Source organism: Ruegeria sp. AL1, assembly GCF_056540905.1.
Window position 1 is genome coordinate 80,693 of record NZ_JBQFXP010000014.1, and the last position, 20,722, is coordinate 101,414.

Annotated in this window: 17 protein-coding genes; 5 read left to right on the top strand and 12 right to left on the bottom strand. The window is 56.0% G+C overall.

Going from position 1 to position 20,722, the window contains the following annotated elements; genetic code table 11:
• Positions 1 to 195: 195 nt before the first annotated feature.
• A complete protein-coding gene (locus ACRZ9X_RS20060) occupies positions 196 to 2,253 on the top strand; it encodes an adenylate/guanylate cyclase domain-containing protein (RefSeq protein ID WP_480521846.1) in 2,058 nt (685 codons plus the stop codon).
• A 138-nt stretch (positions 2,254 to 2,391) separates the two neighbouring features.
• Positions 2,392 to 4,023 (top strand): bifunctional aspartate transaminase/aspartate 4-decarboxylase, encoded by a 1,632-nt coding sequence (locus ACRZ9X_RS20065; RefSeq protein WP_480521847.1) that lies wholly within the window; start codon positions 2,392 to 2,394, stop codon positions 4,021 to 4,023.
• 98 nt (positions 4,024 to 4,121) lie between these two features.
• Here ACRZ9X_RS20065 and aspT read toward each other — a convergent pair whose 3' ends face one another.
• The 12 genes from aspT to ACRZ9X_RS20125 form a co-directional block, all read right to left on the bottom strand.
• Positions 4,122 to 5,822 (bottom strand): aspartate-alanine antiporter, encoded by a 1,701-nt coding sequence (aspT, locus tag ACRZ9X_RS20070; RefSeq protein ID WP_480521848.1) that lies wholly within the window; start codon positions 5,820 to 5,822, stop codon positions 4,122 to 4,124.
• 220 nt (positions 5,823 to 6,042) lie between these two features.
• The gene (locus tag ACRZ9X_RS20075) at positions 6,043 to 6,963 is read right to left on the bottom strand and encodes a helix-turn-helix transcriptional regulator (protein ID WP_480521849.1); all 921 of its coding nucleotides are present in this window, start codon (positions 6,961 to 6,963) and stop codon (positions 6,043 to 6,045) included.
• Between the two features lie 64 nt (positions 6,964 to 7,027).
• The gene (locus ACRZ9X_RS20080; RefSeq protein WP_480521850.1) at positions 7,028 to 7,474 is read right to left on the bottom strand and encodes an acyl-CoA thioesterase; all 447 of its coding nucleotides are present in this window, start codon (positions 7,472 to 7,474) and stop codon (positions 7,028 to 7,030) included.
• Position 7,475: 1 nt separating this feature from the next.
• The gene (gene boxA, locus ACRZ9X_RS20085; RefSeq protein ID WP_480521851.1) at positions 7,476 to 8,666 is read right to left on the bottom strand and encodes a benzoyl-CoA 2,3-epoxidase subunit BoxA; all 1,191 of its coding nucleotides are present in this window, start codon (positions 8,664 to 8,666) and stop codon (positions 7,476 to 7,478) included.
• A 221-nt stretch (positions 8,667 to 8,887) separates the two neighbouring features.
• Positions 8,888 to 10,339 carry a benzoyl-CoA 2,3-epoxidase subunit BoxB gene (boxB, locus tag ACRZ9X_RS20090; protein WP_480521852.1) on the bottom strand — a complete coding sequence of 484 codons (1,452 nt, stop codon included), beginning with the start codon at positions 10,337 to 10,339 and terminating at the stop codon, positions 8,888 to 8,890.
• A 33-nt stretch (positions 10,340 to 10,372) separates the two neighbouring features.
• Positions 10,373 to 12,037 carry a 2,3-epoxybenzoyl-CoA dihydrolase gene (boxC, locus tag ACRZ9X_RS20095; RefSeq protein ID WP_480521853.1) on the bottom strand — a complete coding sequence of 555 codons (1,665 nt, stop codon included), beginning with the start codon at positions 12,035 to 12,037 and terminating at the stop codon, positions 10,373 to 10,375.
• A gap of 90 nt (positions 12,038 to 12,127) precedes the next feature.
• Positions 12,128 to 12,568, bottom strand: coding sequence for a DUF309 domain-containing protein (locus ACRZ9X_RS20100; protein WP_480521854.1), 441 nt, complete (start codon positions 12,566 to 12,568; stop codon positions 12,128 to 12,130).
• Positions 12,565 to 13,383: an alpha/beta fold hydrolase gene (locus ACRZ9X_RS20105; RefSeq protein ID WP_480521855.1), complete on the bottom strand. Its 819-nt coding sequence runs from the start codon at positions 13,381 to 13,383 to the stop codon at positions 12,565 to 12,567. Before ACRZ9X_RS20105 ends, ACRZ9X_RS20100 begins: the two co-directional genes overlap by 4 nt.
• Positions 13,380 to 14,918 (bottom strand): benzoate-CoA ligase family protein, encoded by a 1,539-nt coding sequence (locus tag ACRZ9X_RS20110; RefSeq protein WP_480521856.1) that lies wholly within the window; start codon positions 14,916 to 14,918, stop codon positions 13,380 to 13,382. The genes ACRZ9X_RS20105 and ACRZ9X_RS20110 overlap by 4 nt, the downstream gene beginning before the upstream one ends.
• Before the next feature lie 176 nt (positions 14,919 to 15,094).
• Complete coding sequence (locus ACRZ9X_RS20115; protein WP_480521857.1) at positions 15,095 to 16,591, bottom strand: TRAP transporter large permease; 1,497 nt, start codon at positions 16,589 to 16,591, stop codon at positions 15,095 to 15,097.
• Positions 16,588 to 17,148 carry a TRAP transporter small permease gene (locus tag ACRZ9X_RS20120; RefSeq protein WP_480521858.1) on the bottom strand — a complete coding sequence of 187 codons (561 nt, stop codon included), beginning with the start codon at positions 17,146 to 17,148 and terminating at the stop codon, positions 16,588 to 16,590. Before ACRZ9X_RS20120 ends, ACRZ9X_RS20115 begins: the two co-directional genes overlap by 4 nt.
• An 86-nt stretch (positions 17,149 to 17,234) precedes the next feature.
• Positions 17,235 to 18,263, bottom strand: coding sequence for a TRAP transporter substrate-binding protein (locus ACRZ9X_RS20125; RefSeq protein ID WP_480521859.1), 1,029 nt, complete (start codon positions 18,261 to 18,263; stop codon positions 17,235 to 17,237).
• 162 nt (positions 18,264 to 18,425) lie between these two features.
• Here ACRZ9X_RS20125 and pobA point away from each other — a divergent pair, with 162 nt between their 5' ends.
• The 3 genes from pobA to pcaH are packed head-to-tail and all read left to right on the top strand — an operon-like array spanning position 18,426 to position 20,721.
• Entirely contained in the window at positions 18,426 to 19,595 is a 1,170-nt protein-coding gene (gene pobA, locus ACRZ9X_RS20130) for a 4-hydroxybenzoate 3-monooxygenase (RefSeq protein ID WP_480521860.1), read from the top strand.
• Between the two features lie 23 nt (positions 19,596 to 19,618).
• Positions 19,619 to 19,999, top strand: a complete 381-nt coding sequence (gene pcaC, locus ACRZ9X_RS20135) for a 4-carboxymuconolactone decarboxylase (protein ID WP_480521861.1) — start codon at positions 19,619 to 19,621, stop codon at positions 19,997 to 19,999.
• Positions 19,996 to 20,721, top strand: a complete 726-nt coding sequence (pcaH, locus tag ACRZ9X_RS20140) for a protocatechuate 3,4-dioxygenase subunit beta (protein WP_480521862.1) — start codon at positions 19,996 to 19,998, stop codon at positions 20,719 to 20,721. The genes pcaC and pcaH overlap by 4 nt, the downstream gene beginning before the upstream one ends.
• Position 20,722: the final 1 nt, after the last annotated feature.

A 20,722-nucleotide genomic window follows, 5' to 3' on the forward strand; every position in this document is an offset into this window, starting at 1 on the left:
GGCGGAAGGGATTGCTGCCGAGTTCCTGTCTTTTTAGCGAGCGTGGCCTTCTACACAGAATTGTGTCATTGACCCGCCCGCTGCTAACACACACTTAACACTTGCGTGAATTTTCAGTGCATTAACAAAGAAGTCTTTGCCCTTCGGGTTCTCTCATATCAATACTGCGTCATCTGTTATTTTTTCGGAGCATTCATGCGATTTAGCGTAGGCGTCGCTGTCTCGATTCTGGTTGCCCTTTCCATCGGTGTATCGACGTTCCTTGTCCATTCGCTGTGGTGGACGACAGCGCGCGACAACAGCCGTATGCTTGCGGCCGAGATCAACACACAGATCGCCAATACCGTCCGCATCGAGGTCGGAGCCACGCTCAGGTCAGCCGAGGCCGCGTGGGCAGCGGTGCGAACTATCTTTGTCCAGAACGTGATCGCGACTCGTCAGGCCGACAAGCGCGAGTTTGTCTTTCTGTCGCAATTGCAGGCGCAACCCAATATCTCGTGGATTTTCTTTGGCTGGCCCGACGGCAATTTCTTCGGGTCGCACCGTCTGGGCGATGGTGGTCTTGAGATGATCGAGATCGACAAGAACATTCGCGACGGCATGTTGCGCACTGATCGCTATATTTTCATTCCCGGCGACATTCAGTTCGAAGAACGGAATTTCACGGAAACAACCTACGACCCGCGCGATCATGCTTGGTTTGGGAATTTCATGGGTCTGAACTCTCAGGGATGGATCGAAGCCCGGGATTTGCCGGACAGCGACAAGACCGTCTATGCTTTCGCTGGTCCGGTAGATGTCAATCGGACGCGTCAGGGCGTTTTGGCCGTTGCAATCGAAACGGATCGCTTGTCCCGATTCCTGGCCACCCTGCATCCCGGGGAATTTGGTGCCGCCTATATTCTGGACGCGGATGGCAAAGTAATTGCCGTGCCAGACGCCGAGGCGGACGAGATCACCCCGGCACGCATGGGCGAAGGTGAGCTGTATGAAGTTGCCATGATCTCGGGCGAACAATTGTTGGGCGACCCGGACAACAACGCGCCCGGAAGCCAGACAACCCGGGTCGTGATCGATGGTGTCCCCTATGCGGTGGCTCTGACGCCCTTGGGGTTCTATGGCTGGCGCGTTGCCACGGTCATTCCCGAAGCCGCATTTTTGTCAGGGATCGACAGAACCCTGATCAACCTGCTTTACATTCTGATCGGCGTGGTTGTTTTTGCCACCGGACTGGCAATCTGGCTGGTCCGCAAAGTGGTTGCCAACCCGTTGGCGCGCATCGCCGAGGACCTCAGTAAGATCGAGCGCTTTGATGTCGAGCGCATCTCGCGCAGGCCCTCTCGGTTATCCGAACTTGCAAACCTGTCCGCCGCCACCGCCAGCATGGCCGCCGGCCTGTCGGCTTTCCGAAAATACGTACCCACCGATCTGGTTCGGATGCTGGTTGCAGAAGGTATCAAGACGCAGCCGGGTGGCGATATGAAACAGATTTCGGTGCTGTTTTGCGATGTCACCGGGTTTACCGGACTGTCTGAAAAGCTGGGCCCCAGCATCGTCAAGCTTATGGAACCGTTCTTCAGCGCGGCCTCGGCAGCGATTGCACAGCATAACGGTACCATCGACAAATTCATGGGGGATGCTGTGATGGCATTCTGGGGCGCCCCACGGCAAGATACCGACCACGCCATCAATGCCTGCCGCGCGGCGCTTGATCTGGTCGAAGCCGTCGAACAGGCCGGGATCAAGGACGATGCCGGAAACCCGTTACATGTCAGGATCGGTTTGAACAGCGGCGAGGCTCTCGTCGGCAACATCGGATCCGAACAACGTCTGAACTATACCGCCATCGGGGATGTCGTGAATGTGGCCAGCCGTCTTGAGGGGGCAAACAAGGATTATGGCACGCTTATCCTGATCGGCCCAGAGACCCGCCGGGAAGCCGGCGATGCCATTGTCGCCCGCGAGCTGGATACCCTGACGGTCTTTGGTCGCACCAAAGAGCTTGTGGTATATGAGCTGATCGCCATGGCGGATCAGTTTGATGGCTCGCACGCTTGGATAAAAATGTATGAGGACGGGCTTGCCGCTTACCGGGCAGGCCGGTTTGAACAAGCCCTTTCGGCATTTGACGCCGCAGATCAGGCCCGTGGCGGAGATCCGGCCTCGACGGCGATGAAAGCCCGCGCTGCGGGGTTGCTGGCTAGCCCACCACCACAGGACTGGCGCGCGGTAACCAGCACCGAGAAAAAGTGACAGACAAGCTGCAGTCCCCGCACCTATCCTGACCCGCAGTCTCCTCTCGACCGCTGTGAACGCTGTTTACACGAGCTCAGTGTCGAGCATACGATCTGATAGGAATTCCCTTTTCTTATTAACCAAAGGCTTGAAGCCATGTCAGACACATTGGACCTGCACAAGTTTGAGAACCTAAGCCCGTTCCAGATCAAGGATGAACTCATCAAGCTGGCTCAGGTCGAAGCGCGCCAGATGGCGTGGCCTTACCTCAATGCGGGGCGCGGAAACCCCAACTGGATCGCCGCCAAGGCGCGCGAGGCATTTTTCCTTCTGGGCCAGTTTGCGATGACCGAAGCACAACGGCACCGCAATGAACCTCATGTCGGTTTGGCCGGTATGCCGATGGGTCCCGGTTGCTACGACCGGCTCAAGGCGTATTGCGCCAGATCTGACGACAAAGAAGGCCCGCCGGGTGCGGATACGCTGGCCGCAGCTGTGGATTTTGCAATCGACAAGTTTGGCTTTACCCCCGACGCGTTTGTATTGGAGCTGACCGACGGCATCGTCGGGGATCACTATCCGATGCCCGACCGGTGCATGAAACACAATGAAGCCATTGTTCATGAATACGTCATGTGGGCAATGTGCGCCGGGCATCGGCCGGACGCCAAGTTTGACATTTACGCGGTCGAGGGCGGCACTGCCGCGATGTGCTATATCTTCAAGGCTCTCAAGAACCAGCGGCTGCTGAACGCAGGCGATACCATCGCCCTGGGCACACCTATATTCACCCCCTATCTGGAAATGCCCGTGCTTGAGGATTACGGGCTGAACGTTGTGGATGTATCCTCGGCAGAAGAGGACCATTTTCAGCTAACCGATGACGACCTTGAACAGTTGGCCGATCCAAAGGTCAAAGCCCTGTTTCTGGTCAATCCAGGCAACCCCTCTTCGGTTGCAATCAGCCCAGAGGTCATGGCCAAGCTGGTCGACTTCGTAAAAACACGCCGGCCCGACCTGATCATTCTTACCGACGACGTCTACGGCACGTTTATTCCCAATTTTCAGTCCGTTATGGGGCATCTGCCCGAGAACACGATCGGAGTGTATTCGTATTCCAAATATTTTGGCTGCACAGGCTGGCGTTTGGGCGCAATTCTAGTGGCCGAGAACAACATCTTTGACAAAATGATCAGCGAGGCCCCGGACAACATCAAAGCCACCGTGAATGCGCGCTATGAAACGCTGACCCCAGACCCCTCGACCTTCAAATTCATCGACCGGATTGTTGCCGACAGCCGCGATGTTGCCCTGAACCACACAGCTGGTTTGTCCCTGCCCCAACAGGTGATGATGACGCTTTTCTCACTGGTGGAGCTGATGGACGAAGACAAAGGGTATCAGGCGTTTTGCTGGGGCATCCTTAAACACCGCTTTGACGAGCTGGTTGAAGGGCTGGGCGTCGATGTGCCCGACAATCCGCTGTTCGACCGCTACTATGGTATCATCGATTTCGAGTTCTGGATGCGCAAATACGTGGGCGAAGAAGTAGTCGCCTGGATCAAGGAAAATGTGCACCCGCTGGATATCTCGTTCAAGCTGGCGCAGGACCACGGCATTGTTTTGTTAAACGGGTCAGGCTTTGATGCGCCCAACTGGTCGGCACGGGTGTCCTTTGCCAATCTGGACGACAGCGCATACCGGCAGATCGGGAAGGCCGTGCGGGCCGTGGCGGTCGGGTATGTGCAGGCATATCGCGCGTCCAAAGGATTGCCACTGCACGGGTAAATGGGCGATCGCGCAAAAGCCGGGATGCTTGCGTTTACCGTACATCCCGGGTGGTTACATCAGTTGGCGACCCGGCAGGTTATTCGATCTGGCCGGCATCAGGGCACAAAGGCCACCACCAGTGGCCCCCAAAGCGTCAGGAAGATATTCGCGACCGCATATGTCATGGTGAATGCAGGCGTCGGGGTGGCGTTGCCCGCCTTTTCAAGCAGTGTCGCAAATCCCGGGTTACCGGACCGGGACCCTGTGACAACCGCACAGGCTTCCACCGGGTTCTTGATACGCAGGACAAAATAATTGATGGGAAACTGCACGATCATCGGCATCAGCGTGACGAGAATTCCCAAAAGCAACAGGGTAATTCCATATTCCTGAATAGCCTGCAGCGCAGGTTGGCCAGCATTCAGACCGACAACTCCCACAAACACGGCCAGACCAAAGCTTTGCAAAAAGTTGGCTGCGCCCCGGTTGATCCCGCCAATCTTGGGGCGACGGATTCTCAGGTATCCGATGATCAAACCTGTCACCAGACACCCCAACCCCGAGCCAAGCGACACTTTGGTGCCCGCAATGACAAAGCTGATCTCGCCAATCAGATAGCCGACCGCAACCCCGATCCCCAGCGCGATGAAATTGGTAACCGATGCGGAAGGTGGCACATATCCTGCCAGTTTCGCGACACGGTTCAGATCGTCCTTGTGGCCAACAATGCTGATTTCGTCGCCTGCATGTATCTCGGTATTGTGCAGCACCGGCACATCGTGCCCCATGCGTGTGATTTTGGTGATGTGTACGCCACGCCTTTGATCCGCAGTCAGGCTCTTGTGCAGTTCGGCCAGTGTTTTTCCGGCGAGTTTGCGGTTGGTGATCACCACATTGCGCCGTTCTTCAACAATTGTCAGTTCGGGCGGGTATTCGCCAATTTCACCGCTTGCAGTGCGGGCGAACTGGGTCAGAGTGGCGACCAGGCCAGATACAACCACCACATCACTGGTACTTACAACCGTATCCGGCAAAGGCTCAACCGGCGCACCGTCATGTAGCAGCCGCTCGACAATCAAATCGCCATCATACCGGCCTTCGATGTCTTTCACCGACAATCCGGCAATCTCTGAACCGTCACCCACCTGATACGCCCGCGCCTCGAACCGGTTCATGGGAAGGAATTCGCCTTCCTCAAGTTTCGGCCCACCACCGCTTAGTTTCTGGGCCAGCTTGATCGCCTCCTGACGCAGATCACAGCGCAGGATAATGGGGATAATGCTAACCGCCAGAATGGGCCCGATCGAGCCAAAGATATAGGTCACCGAATAACCCACAGCGATATTGGTCTTGAGCTTTTCGGCCTCTTCTTGGGCAAGCCCCAAAAGATCGATTGCGTTCCCGGCGGTGCCGATAATTGCCGATTGCGTCAAGCCCCCGGCAGCCAGACCAGCCGCCAGTCCTTTGTCCAGACCCGCCAGCCGGGCCACGACTATGACGAAGAACAAACCCCATAACGTCATCAGAAACGCGGCCAGAAGCTTGGTCAGGGCCGTCCGGTTCAGCGCCGCAAAGAATTGCGGACCGCCATTGTAACCAACCATAAAAATAAACAACGAAAAGAAAACGTTCTGGACATCCGTACTTAAATTGATCCCACCGATCTGTCCCACGCACACTGCGACCAGAAGGGTTCCGGCGATGCCTCCAAGCTCGAACTTTCCGACCCTGAATTTGCCCACGCCGTATCCCAGGCCAAGACATAGAAACAGCGCCATGATTGGAAAGGTGCGGAGCTGTTCAGTTATCACTTCCATCGCAAATTCCCCTGAATGCGAAACGGCAGGTACAGGACCAACCCTTGCATCTCAACTGTCTGAAATACCCTGAATTTCAAAATCGCCATTGTCGTGCACGATCAGGTAAGCACCGAGTTTGAGCTCTGTCAAACTGTGATGCATTGCTATGTTTGAATGATATCGGCCGCGCCGTTCGGATACCCATCGCATCGACCAGACCGCAATGCTAATCTCATGATCAAGCCTCGAGCAAGCGATGCACCTTTATCGTTGACACCAGCGCGTTCAGGGACGTGTCCAACGATTGGTCGGATGTATCCAGCATCAGACCTGCCCGCGCGTACAAGACCTCGCGACTGGCCAGAATGGACGTCAATTGCTCCATTGCATCCGCATTTCCCGCCATCGGGCGTTCATCGCCTTGCGCACGGACCCGGTCCATGTGTTCCTGCGGCGAGGCCTTGAGCCAGATGGTGTGGAAATTCGACAGCAGCTTGTTGAAAGTCTCAGGCTCGGACACAATGCCACCCGCCACCGCAAGGATCATCCGATCATAGTTTTCGATGACGCGGTCCAAAGAACCGGCCTCAAGCTTGCGGTATCCTTCCTGTCCGTAAAGCGCCAATATCTCGTCTATTGGCATTCCTCCATGCAGCGCGATTTCCTTGTTCAACTCGAGGAACGGAACATCCAGTTGTTCTGCCGCCAGTTTCCCCAATGTCGATTTTCCAGCGCCGCGCAGCCCGATCAGGCAGATCCGTTCGGCCCGGCCGGGCTGATCTGTATCGGCGGACAGCGTTCGCAGAACTTGCTCACGCGTTTCATTATCCGCCACCGAAAACAATTCGGCTACGCGCAGACTGGTGGAGTTCCAGGGATCTTCCGCCCCGACAAACCACTCGATTTTGTGGTCCAGCGCATGAGCGACACGCTGCAGCAAACCGATCGAGATATTTCCGGTTCCTGCTTCAAGCTGCGCCAGGTATCTGAGCGATACACCCGAATTCTCGGAAAGCACCCGCCTGGAAATCCCCTTGCGCTCTCGCGCGCTGCGAACACGTTCTCCAACCTGCGCCATAAGAGCCGCAATGCTGCGTTCGATCTCTGAGTCCGAGTCTATCCGGGTCGAGACGCCGCTGAAGGTTGTGATTTCCGCCATATTCTGCAGTTCCGAATGTGTATAATAATGCACATTACGTTCGCCACCGCGAAAAGGAAATCAGTTATCTCCCGATCTGCTCAACCTGTTGAAGAAACGGGGCAAGCAGGTCGCGAATGTCCTGCGGTGGATTGCGTTTGCTGAAACTGTCTGCGGTGGTGAAAACGCTGACAGTGCGGGCTGAAAAACAAAGCTGATTGTCCTGCACGCCATCGACGCGAAATTCGATGGACGTTTCGCCCAGCCGGCTGGGCCAGACATGGCAAATCAGCCTGTGCCTTGGCGTAACGGGTGCTTTGAAGTCCATCTCGAGCCGGACGAAGGGCGTTCCAACATTCCGGTCCAGTTCCAATTGGTACCATCCCTGTCCCAGATGTTTCTCCCACCAGGCGTTTATGGCGTCCAATGTGAACCATGGCAGACGACCTGTATAGGCGATGCGCGCCGGATCACAGTCGCCCCAGGTTACCCGGATATCATGGCGGAATACAGCCGCGGGCCGATCCGACATATCAGTAGGTTTCAACGTGGTAACGCCCGTCTTCGCGCATTTTGTCCCGCAAACCGGGCCAGTTATGGCCCATGTCTTCAGCAATTTCGGTCAATGCGTTTTCCACTCCGGTTTCCATGTCGCGCAGCCCGCAGATGTAGACGTGGCATTTATCATCGCGCAACATATCCGCAACGGCCCCCCGTTCTTTCAGCATCCGATCCTGAACATATTCCTTGTCCTGACCGTCTTGCCTGCTGAACACAAGATGTTGCTCAAGCAAACTGGACGGAACTTTCTGAAGCGGTCCGAAATATGGCAAGCTGTCGGGCGTTCTGGCTCCAAAGAACATTGTCATACCGCCATGAACGATACCCACCTTGCGTTGGCGTCGCATGGTGAAGGCGCGCATCGGCGCAGATCCGGTACCTGTGCAAATCATCAGAATCCGTGCATCCGGATCATCGGGCAACAGGAAGGTCGCGCCAAAGGGACCGGTCACATTCACAATGTCACCCTTTTTCAGGTCGCAAATATAGTTGGAACACACGCCCTTATCTTCGCGTTTCACCGTCAATGACACATTGTTAAACCCGGGGCGTTCCCCATCGCGGGGGCTGGAGACAGAATAAAGACGCGGCAAATGCGGCGCACCTTCGGCATTCTGTCCGGGCGGCAGAATACCGATGGATTGACCTTCCAGAACAGGCATCGGGTGCCCCTGAAAATCCAGAATAATGTGGCGAACGTCGCTGTCCGAGCCCTCAGCCGTCAAGCGATAATTGCCCTGAACAACAGCTTGCACGGGCTTACCCAGATTATACAGGTTTACCGTTGGTTTTGACGCCGTGGCCGGAGCCCTGGACTTGCCACCTGCCCCTTTGTGCGCCTCGGCCAGAAGGGCGGCCATGGCCTCATCCAGCGCTTCCATCCCTGTTTCGGCCTCGCCACCGTCCAGTTCGACTTGTTCGGGCAGCTCCTCCCACGAATACTGGTCTTCTAGGCTGTAGGGCTCGCTCACTACGCGCCATTCATCGATGGAACCGGTCGGGCATACCGGAATGCAATCCATACAAAAATTGCATAGATCAGCATTGACCACCACGTTGTTGTCATCATGTTCAATAGCCTGAAGAGGGCAGGTCATCTCGCACGTGTAGCACCGGATGCAAATCTCGGGATCGATCAGGTGCTGTTTGACAGGTTTATTCATCGCGTGCGTTGCCGGATGACGATGGAGGGGACGGTCACGCATTCGAAGATCGCGCTGCACATCCCGTCACAATCCGAACACCCAAGGCAGCAAGACAGATCAATCGAGTTCCCCCGCAGGGTCCCTGGCCCCAATCTGAACAGTGTGGATTTTTCCTCTGACATCCATATCTCCTTCGCGTTGACACAGCCAGAATGGAACATTGCCCTTCTGGCCCGATATCAGGCCATGTGAAGTTTCACATACTCAAAATGGCCCGGCTTGTTGTCGATGCCGACTTTCGGAGGCGCAATCCAACCCGCGTATTTGCCCGGTTCATAACAGGGCACCATAAGGGATTGGATATAAGCGCCATCTTCCTTGGATGGCAGCCAGTTATCGACATTGGCCGCCCAATCCGCTTCCGAGATGATATCGCCATCCGGGTTTGCCTTGATTGCCGCAAAAACACCGATCTGGCGATGGAACGCCTCGTGCGGCAGCTTCAGCCGGAAATCAATGCCCGCTTTTTCAATGATCTTATTCCAGCGTCCAACCCCGCCCGAGGCATCCTGAACGTAATCGTCCCGAAGACGCATGTTGATTGCGGTCAGCGCCGGAACGTCCTGACTGACGATCGCGCCATCCACGATGCTTTTCACCACATACGTGTCTTGCTGCAACTGATGGTCATCATCGATCCGGCTTTCCATGTACCGCCCCTTGATGCCCGCGTTGAACGCGTTGGCAGCGTTGGTCGATACCTCCTGCCCGAACAAATCCAGCGACAAAGTGTAGTGCAGATTCAGCTTTTTCTGAATTGTAGGCAGATCAATGACGCCTAGGTCGCGCACTTTGCCGACATCATAAGGATCGGTCAGACCGGCGTCATTCATGGCTTCGCAGGTGCGCTGAACGATCCGGCTGACACCGGTTTCACCGACGAACATGTGATGCGCTTCTTCGGTCAGCATGAACCGGCACGTCCGGCTGAGCGGATCAAAGCCCGACTGCGCGAGGCTTTCCAATTGCATCTTCCCGTCGCGGTCGGTGAAATAGGTGAACATGAAGAAAGACAGCCAATCCGGGGTCTCTTCGTTGAACGCCCCCAGCATACGCGGCGCTTCTTCCGATCCTGAGGAACGGATCAGCAGGTCATCCGCTTCTTCGCGCCCATCTTTACCGAAGTATTTCTGAAGCAGATAGACCATAGCCCAAAGATGGCGGCCCTCTTCGACATTTACCTGAAACAGGTTGCGCATGTCGTATAGAGATGGTGCCGTCAGGCCCAGAAAACGTTGTTGCTCTACCGAGCCCGGCTCGGTATCGCCCTGAATGACGATCAGACGTTTGAGCATATTGCGATATTCGCCCGGCACCTCTTGCCACGCTTTTTCGCCTTTGTGTTCCCCCATCGGAATGGTGCGGTCTTCAACCTGCGGGGCCAGCAGAACGCCCCAGCGGTATTCCGGCATTTTTACATAGTCGAATTTTGCCCACCCTTTTGGGTCCACACTCACTGCGGTGCGCAGATAGATCATGGATTCCTGAAAATCCCGCGGGATCAGCTTGTTCCACCAGTCGATATAGCCGGGATGCCATTTCTCCAACGCCTTCAAAACCTTACGGTCCTGGCTAAGGCCAACATTGTTGGGGATCTGGGTGTCGTAACTCACGTTCATCACGTCGACCATGTCGTACTCCTGCTGAAAGATCGGGGGGACGCGTTACACGCGCTCCATGTTGTATTCGCCGCGCATACCAGTGCCATAGCGTTGCAGCGCACCATCGGCGCCAACTGCGTTCGGGCGGTTGAAAATCCAGTTCTGCCACGCCGTCAGGCGGCCGAATATCCGGGTTTCCATCGTCTCGGGCCCAGCAAACCGCAGATTTGCCTCCATCCCGGTCATTGCATCCGGGCTGAACGAGGCGCGTTCTTCTTCAAAGATTCGAATTTCATCTTCCCAATCGATGTCGTCGAGGATCATCGTGACAAGACCCAGTTCTTCGGCCTGTTCTGCTTCAAGAGCATTGCCCTTTTGCTCTTGCGCCCGGGTGGTTGCTGCGGGGTTCCCTAAAAAGCGCGTTTGCAATCGCGTCAGATCGTTGGCCATGGGAAAGGTCCCGAAATTGGCATCGGTCAATGTGATCGTGGCAATCGGACGATTGTCGCCCTCGAACTCGTCTTCCATCATGTAGGTCCGATCCACGGCCCACAGCAACTCGGCCAGGACACCGGTAAAGCACGACCCATGTTCGACAAGCGCGGACATCGATCGAGAGGTCACATCGATCCGCTTCAGAATCCGCTTCCAATACTGCAACACTTCGTTGGCGAGCCAATGGCTGCCCCTGTTGGTCAACAACAGGGTTTCATGCGCCTGAAACGCCTCTGGGTCCCCTTGGGTGCGGAAAACAACAAGCCCCAGCTCCATCTCATTCAGCCGCAAATGCAAAATGGCATCGTCCAGTTCACGCGCCAGACGCAGCATATAGGCCTGATCGCCCTGCCCCGTAAATTCGTCCATATCAACCGGCGCAGGCATGTCTGGACCGTTGAGTGTCACAATAGCCTTGCGGGCGCTTCGGTCTACGGCCATCTCGACCAGACTGTACGTGACCGAGCCGTCTTCGGCGATCGATTTGTCCAAGGGTCCCAGCTGGATTCCTTTGACATTTTCGGCCTTGGATATTTCGGACGCGAACTCCTGCGCCCGTTCCTGAACCGTCGCATCAAATTTCGAATTCGGCACCACCTCATCCACCAGACGCCAGTCCAGCGCGCGCTTGCCCTTGACCCCTTCTTCGGTCGAACAGAACACATCCGCCAGATCGCGGCGCACCATGCGTTTGTCGGTGACTCGGGTCAGACCACCTGTGCCCGGCAAAACTGCAAGCAAGGGCACCTCGGGAAGCGCAACGGATGACGTGCTGTCATCCGTCAGCATGATGTGATTGCACGCCAGTGCCAATTCATAGCCGCCGCCCGCACAAGCCCCTTTGACAGCGGCGATATATTTCTGACCGCTGTCCTTCTCGGCGGCCTCATAGGTGTTGCGCGTCTCATTCGTAAACTTGCAGAAGTTCACCTTATGGCTGTGAGCCGCACCGCCCAGCATTCGGATATTGGCCCCTGCGCAGAACACCCGTTCTTTACCGGACTGCATGACCACGACCTTGACCTCGGGGTGTTCGAAACGCATCCGCTGGACAACATCCGCAAGCTCAATATCAACACCCAGATCGTAGGAGTTCAGCTTCAGTTGATAGCCATCGAACAAACCGGCGTTTTCATCGACATCCATAATGAGGTTCGCAATCGGGCCATCATATTCAACCCGCCAGTGGCGATATTTCGATGGGTCAGTCTGAAAGTCGATGACCTTGGTCATAAGACGCTCCTATTGTCTGATTTGCAAAATAGTGCGGGGTTGGTGTCGAGTAAAGGAATTTGTGCATGATAATTCATCTATTTCCCTGCTTCAGTGGCAAATAAGATCAGTATCCCCCTCTTTAATGCACTTTATTGCATCTTTCGAGCAAATTCCCAGCACAGCTGACCCCCCTCTCTCATAAGCCTCCCGAAACAGCTTTTCTGATTGATCCCGCAACCGCTCTGCCGCCCTGTCCCGGCCCATTTTGCGCTTCAATTCTGCATTGGCCAGTTGAATGACCGCTTGAACCATCAACCGCTCCGGCGCGTTCGGCGGGCAGGCCATCCACACGGCTTCCAGGACCTCGTGCGCCTCCCAAAAATACCCGTCTTTCAGAAGCGCCAAACCAAAGATCCAGGCGCGCGTCTCGTGCAGGCAATCCGGGGAAACGTCGTCGAGACCCGTTTTGAAACGCTCAAACAATCCCTCGGCATGACGAGGCGTCTGGCCCGGGACGTAGGCATAGGACGGCCGCCAATCCAGCGTCATGCCTCAATCGGCACAGCATGTTCAAGCCGCTCAAGTCGCATGGTAAACTCGGCAATTGCGGCCAGGGTTGCGTCTGGCTGATCAACCTGAGGCGCGTGACCACAATCGTCCAGAACGGTGACCTCAACAGGCGCGTAGCTTCGGGATTCCAACTCGTCTATCTGGGCCAAAGTGCCATACTGGTCCTGACCACCCTGTATCGCAAGTGAGGGGATACGCAGGTAGTCAATGACATCGGCAACGTTCCACTTGCGGAAATCCGGGTTCAACCAGGCATCGCACCAGCCCGAAAACGCAGACTCGGGGTCATTGTGGTATTTAGACAGCCGATTCCTCAAATCACCACTCACAAAAGCATTTTGAGCGGCAGCGATGGACTTCAAACCGCTGTCTTCAGCAAAGAAATGCGGCGCCATAAGGATCAGCCCGCGCACACGGGGGTCCGACACCGAACCAGCATAGATCGCGGCGATTGTCGCGCCATCGGAATGCCCCAACAGGACACATCTGTGAATTCCTGCTTTGTCCAGAACCTGCGGTAGCACATCCCGGGCCTCAACCGTCATATAATCCAGCGGGCGGGGTAAGTCGGCCGGGTCGGATTTTCCATAGCCTGCCCGCGAATAGGCCATAACGCCGAAACCCGTCGCCGCAACCAATTTGGCGGGAAAGTCGCGCCACAAGGCCATGCATCCCAAGCCTTCATGCAAAAGCACAATTGTCGGCGCGTCCTCGGGCGCAGGTCCCCAAGTGCCGTATTCCAAACCAGTGCCGTCAACCTCGATCCACGCGGATCCGCCATCTACCCAGGTCATGTGGTTTCCCTCAGTTTGAAACGCTGAATTTTTCCGGTTGCGGTCTTGGGAAGATCTTCCACGACATCAACCCAGCGTGGGTATTTCCACTTGCCGATCTTCTGCTTGACGAATTCCTTGAGGTCCGAGATCGCCTCTTCGTTCTGACCTTCTTTCAGAACAACAAATGCCTTTGGCTTATCAAGACCCTGATCATCTGCATGAGCAACAATCGCGGCTTCGAGAATGGCAGGATGCTCGATCAACGCCTGTTCGACTTCAAACGGGCTGACCCAGATACCGGATACTTTGAACATGTCATCGGTGCGCCCACAGTAGATATACCGACCTTCAGCGGTGCGTTCATACTTGTCTCCGGTGCGCGTCCAGTGTCCTTCAAATGTATCGCGGGATTTGTCACGGCGGTTCCAGTAGCTTTCGGCTGCCGAGGGTCCCCTCACCAGCAGCTCTCCAACCTCTCCGTCGGCGACATCCGCGCCCGAGTCATCTACCAGCCGGACTTCGTAACCCGGTACAGCCATTCCCGACGTCCCGTACAGAATGTCATCAGGGCGGTTTGAAAGGAAGATGTGCAGCATCTCGGTCGAGCCCACGCCATCCACGATCATGGACCCCATGTGGCTTTCCCATGTCTCTCCAACTTCGCGCGGCAGGGCCTCTCCGGCCGAGGTGCAAAGACGCAGGTTAGAACGTGGCTTTACGCCTGCCGAACCCAAACTCGCATTCATGGCGGCAAAGAACGTGGGCACCGCACAGAAAATTGTTGGCTTGAGGGTATCGAGAATATCAAAAGCCACATCCGGCAGCGGGCGACCGCCCAGCAAGACCGTTGTCGCCCCGACCGACTGAGGGAAGGTCAGCCCGTTTCCAAGACCATAGGCAAAGAATAACTTTGCCACTGAAAAAACAGTATCGGATTCGCGTATGCCCATGACCTGCGCGCCAAATGTGTCAGCCGTCGCCCGAAGGCTGGAATGCACATGGCGGACGCCCTTCGGCAAACCTGTCGATCCCGATGAATAAAGCCAAAAGGCCGTCTCATCGCTTTTTGCGTCAACCGCCTGCAGCGGGTCCGCACCGTCCATATAATCGGCATAGCTGACGGCTCCGTCTGGCGCGTCTCCAATCACGATCACAGACTGCAGATACGTGTTGCCTTCGACTGCGGGAGCGACCGTTTCCCAAAGAACCTCGGAAACAACCAGTGTCGTGGCGCGGCTGTCCTGCAGGGTTGCCGCATAAACCGAGCTGGACAGCAACGTGTTCAGCGGCACCGGGATGGCTCCGGCCTTTATCGCGCCCCAGAAGATCACCGGGAATTCAACCTGATCCAGAACGATCATCGCGACGCGTTCTTCACGACGAACTCCGTGTTTGACCAGGGCGCCGGCAAAGCGGGCGCTTTGGTCCGACAGCGCTCCATAGGTCAGATCACGGCGCAAACCGTCGGCCTCCTTATAGGCCACCTTGTCGCCGCGCCCCTCATCAAGATGTCGTTCAACGAACCACAGGGCAGCATTTTGATTATCTGGCACGTGTCTTCCCCTCCGCTGGCAGGTCAATTGCTTGCCGGTGTGCACAAATGATTGCAGGATTGCCGTGGTAACGGCCCCCATATTGAAATCCGCTTATGCGTTATAATGCATTATACATGCTAAATTTTGCAACATTGTTTTTCTGATTGTGCAATTTTTTGCACAAATCAACAAGATCAGCCGAACGGGATCAGGAACAACGTGATCGCCGGAAACAGCACCAGAATGATGACGCGAACGATGTCCGAGCCAACGAAGAACATCACGGCCTTGTAGGTCTCAAGCATCCGGGTGCTCTTGTCCATTGCATTGATCACAAACAGATTCATACCGACCGGAGGCGTGATCAGACCGACCTCGACCACGATCAGCACCAGAATCCCGAACCAGATTGCCGTCCGTTCAAGGGCGATGCGATCTGCCATACCCTGGGTGACACGTATGTCGATTTCTTTTTGCAAATCCCTGCTGATTTCCGATCCCGAAGCGATTAGAGCCTCAACCTGCGTCCGGATTTCCGGCGCGATATCAGCGGTTCCAGCCAATGCGGACCGGGCGGCATCATGTTGCATCGCGATCAGATCGACCAGACCGAAGTCCAGGACAGAGATGACCGGGAAGAAGATCGGGATCGTCAGCAGGATCATGCTGAGGCTGTCCATCACACAGCCCAGGATCAGGTAGAACACCAGAACCAGAGCCAAAATCATCCAAGGGCTGAACCCCTGACTCAAGACAAAATTTGCCAGTTCCTGCGGTACGTTGGTCAGGGCCAGGAAACCGTTATAAAATCCGGCCCCCAATATGATGAAGAAAATCATCGCCGTGGATTTGGCCGTGGTGGTGAAGCTGTCTTTCAGCGTCGCCAGGGTCAATCCGCCATTGGCCAGTGCGATCAGGCCCGTTCCGGCAGCTCCGACGGCCGCGCCTTCGGTCGGTGTGAACCAACCCGCATAAATGCCGCCGACGACGCCGCCAAACACCAGCAAAACCGGCCAGACGTCAAACAACAGCCGAAACCGCTCGCGATAGGGAATGGCTTCGCGTGTTCCGGCGCTTTCGGGATAGAGGCGCACATAGATGGACACGGCGATGACGTATCCCAAGGCGGCCAGGATGCCGGGAATGAACGCCGCAAGAAAAAGCTTGGCAATGTTCTGTTCCGTCAGGATCGCATAGATCACCAGCACAACAGATGGCGGTATCAGAATGCCCAGCGTCCCTCCCGCAGCAAGCGTGGCTGTCGAAAACCCGCCCGCATAGCCATAGCGCCGCAATTCGGGCAAGACGACACGGCCCATCGTTGCTGCTGTCGCCAGTGACGATCCGCAGATCGCACCGAAGCCGGCACATGCTCCGATCGCCGCCATGGCCACCCCGCCGCGACGGTGCCCCAGAAACCCTTCGGCCGCCTTGAACAGGGCCGTCGACATACCCCCAAGCGTCGCAAAATGCCCCATCAGCAGAAACATAGGTACAATCGACAAGGAATAGCTTGAAAAGGTCGTATAAGTTTCGGATTTCAGCCTGCCCAGAGGGATGTTCAGATTGCCAGTCACCAGAACAATGCCGGTCAACCCGGTCACAAACATGGCCAGACCGATCGGAACCCGTACAAATATCAGAAGCAGAAGTGCAGGAAAGGACAGCAACCCGATGGCGAGATCGCTCACAGTAGTATTTCCTTTCCTGAAAGGCATTCGCGCGTGCGGACACCCGCCATGTAAACGCCGACTATGGCCGCGACGACCGCCGCACAGAAACTGGCTGCATAGCCCCACCAAACGGGGAACTGCAGGATAAAGGTGTTCTCACCAAAACGCAGCTTGGCCATCATACCGCCCCACAGTTGCACGGCAATCAGCACCAGAACGGCGGCAAAGACGATCTCGATCAACATGCGCAACACCCGGTGAATCCGCGGAGACAGTTTTGAGGTGAAGATGTCCACGACAGCGTGACCAGAATTCAGCTGGCACAATGGCAAAAAAGCAAAGATCGAAAAGGCGACGCCTGCCTCGACAATTTCGAAATCACCATTGATGGGACCCACACCCAACCCGAGCATCCACTCGGAGATGCCAGGCATCAGCTGGCCCAGCCAACCGTGCAGAAGCGTGTTCAGCGACCGGCCCAGAACAGACACGCAAATCATGAGGATCAGCAACGTCAGCACAAAGCCACCCAGCAGGGCCATGCCCCGTGCCAATTGCTCGATAATCCGGTGCATACCGCCCCCTTCGCCGCTGTCGATGCGAGAAGAATACACCTGCCGCGCAATGGCAAGACACCTTGCGCGGCAGGCCGGTTCGAAGTTTAGCTGCCGTATTCAGCCATCAACGCCTTGGCGCGGTCGATCAAGGCCTGACCGTCGATGCCTTTTTCGCTCATCTCGGACAACCAGGCGTCATAGACGGGCTGCGCCGCTTCGGCCCAGACAGCGGATTGTTCGGCATCCAGAGTGACGACGTTGTTGCCCCGGTCCAGCGCGATTTCACGTGCAGGGTCATCATTGGCTTGCTGAACCTCGCCCGCGAAGGCCGAGAACTCGAGGCCAGAATGCTTGTCGACCACGGCTTTCAGATCGTCAGGCAACGCATCATACTTGTCTTTGTTCATCGCCAGAACAAAAGTCACCGTATACATCATGGGTCCGGTGAACTCGGTGTGGTTTTCGACCAGTTCCGGCACTTTAAGCGCTTTTGTCACTTCCCAAGGTATCGTCGTGCCGTCGATAACACCTTTCGACAGCGCTTCGGGGACAGCGGGAACAGGCATGCCCACCGGGGTCGCGCCCAACGTGCTGAGCAGAGAATTCACCTGCCGGGACGCGCCGCGGATTTTCATGCCGTTGAAATCCTCGGGCGTCAGCACTTCTTTGTTGGCGTGGATCATACCCGGCCCGTGCACCCAGCCGCCCAGAACCTTGACGTCCGAAAACTCGCGATCCGCAATATCTTCTTCGAGCAGTGTCCAGAACGCGGCTGACGCAGGTTTGGCATCGTTTACCAGAAACGGCAGCTCAAAAACTTCGGTCGAAGGGAAACGGCCCGGCGTATATCCGATCACGTTCCAGGTAATGTCGATCACACCGTCGATCACCTGATCCAGAAGTTCAGGCGGCTTTCCCCCCAACTGCATCGAAGGATATCGCGTGATTTCGATGCGCCCATCGGAATCCGCTTCGATCTTGTCAGCCCAGACATCGATGATCTGGGCGGGAATGGTGGCTTGGGCAGGTAGGAAGCTCTGCAGGTTGAACTCGTATTCGGCCGCCACCGCGCCGGTTCCAAAACCAAGTGCGACCGCGCTCAGCGCCCCCGCAAGTATCTTTGAAATTTTCATGTTTTCCTCCTCTGTATCTTTTGTCTTGATGCGATTTAATGCATTATGTGCAAAATATCGCAATATTTTTGTCGCTGTCATCGGTGATCGCGGAACCGCGCCACACGTTGCTAAACAGCATCGGCAATGCAATCTTGCTGTCAACAGGTTGGAGGGGATCAGATGCGGACACAAGTCGTTGTGATCGGTGGGGGGCCGTCCGGCCTGCTGCTGTCGCAACTTCTCCATGTCCATGGAATCGACAGTATCGTTCTTGAGCGTAGGACCAAAGACTATGTCTTGGGTCGCATTCGTGCGGGTGTTCTGGAACAGGGATTTGTCGACCTGATGACTCAGGCCGGCGTTGCTGACCGTCTGCATGCAGAAGGCTTTGAACATGATGGCACGCTGATCGCGTTCGAGAATGAAAGCTTCCGCATAGACTTTCGCGAACTGACCGGCACGCCGGTTGTCGTATATGGCCAGACCGAAGTGACCCGGGATCTCTACACGGCGCGCGAAACTGCAGGCGGCACCATCCTTTTCAACACTGAAGACGTGGAAATTCACGACGCAGACACGAGTGCGCCATACGTGACGGCCAGTGTAAATGGTCAGGAAAAGCGAATAGACGCTGATTTCATTGCTGGGTGCGACGGGTTTCACGGCATCAGCCGCCAGACGATTCCGTTGTCAGTTCGGCGCGAGTATGAAAAAATTTATCCCTTTGGCTGGCTGGGCATCCTGTCCGAGACCCCTCCGGTGCATGAAGAATTGATCTACGCGTCTTCCAAGCGGGGCTTCGCGCTATGTTCCATGCGCAATGACAGCCTGAGCCGATACTATATTCAATGCTCATTGTCGGACTCTCCGGACGACTGGACCGATGCAGCCTTTTGGGCTGAACTCCGGCGCCGTATTCCGGCCGAGTTTTCCGACCAGCTGGTCACAGGCCCCTCAATTGAAAAGTCAATTGCTCCGCTCCGGTCCTTTGTGACCGAGCCGATGCGGTGGGGTCGGCTGTTTCTGTGTGGGGACGCAGCGCATATTGTGCCTCCGACCGGGGCCAAGGGTCTCAATACCGCCGCGTCGGACGTGCACTATCTACTGAGCGCGCTGCGTGACTATTACCAGAACAATTCTCACCAGGGGATCGACAACTATTCCCAAAAGGCGCTGGCCCGTATTTGGAAAGCCGAACGTTTCAGCTGGTGGTTTTCATCACTGCTGCACCGCTTCCCGGATCAGTCGGAATTCGATCTGAAAATGCAACGCGCCGAAATCGACTTTTTGCGCACAAACGCGTCGGCGCAAAGGGCAATGGCAGAGAACTATGTGGGGCTACCCTATTGACCGGCGCAGCCAAAGGAGAAGCAATGGATCGTCACACAAAAGGCATGATCGTTCGACGCCGTGTGCTGGGGGACGCGCATGTGGATCGGGCCGAGGCCGCAAAATCCGAATTCGACGCTCCGTTTCAGGACATGATCACCGAGACCGCGTGGGGGACGTTGTGGGAAGACGACACCCTGACCTTGCGAGAGCGGTCTCTGATCACTCTGGCCTTACTGGCCGCAATGCGAAACTTTGAAGAAATCCCGATGCACGTGCGGGCCTGCGCCAATACCGGTGCATCCAAAGAAGATGTCATGCAGGCATTCATGCACGCTGCCGTCTATGCCGGAGTTCCCTGCGCAAACCGCGCGATCAAGCTGGCAAAGGACACATTTGCAGAGATGAAGGGGCAAATCGAATGAACCGGCCACAGGATTTGTATCAGCGCGATCGCGAATGGCACCCTCCGGCTTTTTCGCAGAATTACAAGACCAGCGTGTCGCGCGCGCCGCAAAACCCACTGCTCTCGCTGGAAACAACCGCCAGCGAGGTGTCGGGGCCGACCTTCGGGCACGCCGATATTGCGCCCTTGGACAACGATTTGCTCAGGAACTATGCCAGCACCGGAGACCCGATTGGCGAGCGTATTTTGCTACATGGCAGAGTGATGGACGAAAACGGCAAACCAGTCCCAAACACATTGGTCGAGATTTGGCAGGCCAATGCAGGTGGGCGGTATCGGCACAAGAAAGATACCTATCTGGCCGCGATCGATCCAAACTTTGGTGGTTGTGGCCGTACTTTGACCGACGAGAATGGCAATTACCGGTTCAGGACTGTAAAACCCGGTGCCTACCCTTGGCGGAACTGGGTCAACAGTTGGCGCCCCGCGCATATCCATCTGTCAGTGTTTGGCACCAGCTTTGCCCAGCGGCTTATTACGCAACTGTATTTCGAAGGCGACCCGTTGATCGCCAAATGCCCGATCGTAAATACGATCCCCGATCCGCGCGCGATTGACCAACTGATCGCGGCGCTGGATTTGAACGCAACCGTGCCGTTGGACAGTATCGCATATAAGTTCGACATCGTTCTGCGCGGTCACCGTTCGACCTATTTCGAAAACCGACCCGAGGGGAACTGAT

What these genes read in the sequence shown, in the direction of transcription:
- ACRZ9X_RS20125 (WP_480521859.1), bottom strand. Translation starts at nt 18,263, where the DNA reads ATGAAAATTTCAAAGATACTTGCGGGGGCGCTGAGCGCGGTCGCACTT.
- ACRZ9X_RS20105 (WP_480521855.1), bottom strand. Translation starts at nt 13,383, where the DNA reads ATGACCTGGGTAGATGGCGGATCCGCGTGGATCGAGGTTGACGGCACT.
- boxC (WP_480521853.1), bottom strand. Translation starts at nt 12,037, where the DNA reads ATGACCAAGGTCATCGACTTTCAGACTGACCCATCGAAATATCGCCAC.
- pcaH (WP_480521862.1), top strand. Translation starts at nt 19,996, where the DNA reads ATGAACCGGCCACAGGATTTGTATCAGCGCGATCGCGAATGGCACCCT.
- pobA (WP_480521860.1), top strand. Translation starts at nt 18,426, where the DNA reads ATGCGGACACAAGTCGTTGTGATCGGTGGGGGGCCGTCCGGCCTGCTG.
- boxA (WP_480521851.1), bottom strand. Translation starts at nt 8,666, where the DNA reads ATGAATAAACCTGTCAAACAGCACCTGATCGATCCCGAGATTTGCATC.
- ACRZ9X_RS20075 (WP_480521849.1), bottom strand. Translation starts at nt 6,963, where the DNA reads ATGGCGGAAATCACAACCTTCAGCGGCGTCTCGACCCGGATAGACTCG.
- aspT (WP_480521848.1), bottom strand. Translation starts at nt 5,822, where the DNA reads ATGGAAGTGATAACTGAACAGCTCCGCACCTTTCCAATCATGGCGCTG.
- ACRZ9X_RS20080 (WP_480521850.1), bottom strand. Translation starts at nt 7,474, where the DNA reads ATGTCGGATCGGCCCGCGGCTGTATTCCGCCATGATATCCGGGTAACC.
- pcaC (WP_480521861.1), top strand. Translation starts at nt 19,619, where the DNA reads ATGGATCGTCACACAAAAGGCATGATCGTTCGACGCCGTGTGCTGGGG.
- ACRZ9X_RS20060 (WP_480521846.1), top strand. Translation starts at nt 196, where the DNA reads ATGCGATTTAGCGTAGGCGTCGCTGTCTCGATTCTGGTTGCCCTTTCC.
- ACRZ9X_RS20100 (WP_480521854.1), bottom strand. Translation starts at nt 12,568, where the DNA reads ATGACGCTGGATTGGCGGCCGTCCTATGCCTACGTCCCGGGCCAGACG.
- ACRZ9X_RS20065 (WP_480521847.1), top strand. Translation starts at nt 2,392, where the DNA reads ATGTCAGACACATTGGACCTGCACAAGTTTGAGAACCTAAGCCCGTTC.
- ACRZ9X_RS20120 (WP_480521858.1), bottom strand. Translation starts at nt 17,148, where the DNA reads ATGCACCGGATTATCGAGCAATTGGCACGGGGCATGGCCCTGCTGGGT.
- boxB (WP_480521852.1), bottom strand. Translation starts at nt 10,339, where the DNA reads ATGGTCGACGTGATGAACGTGAGTTACGACACCCAGATCCCCAACAAT.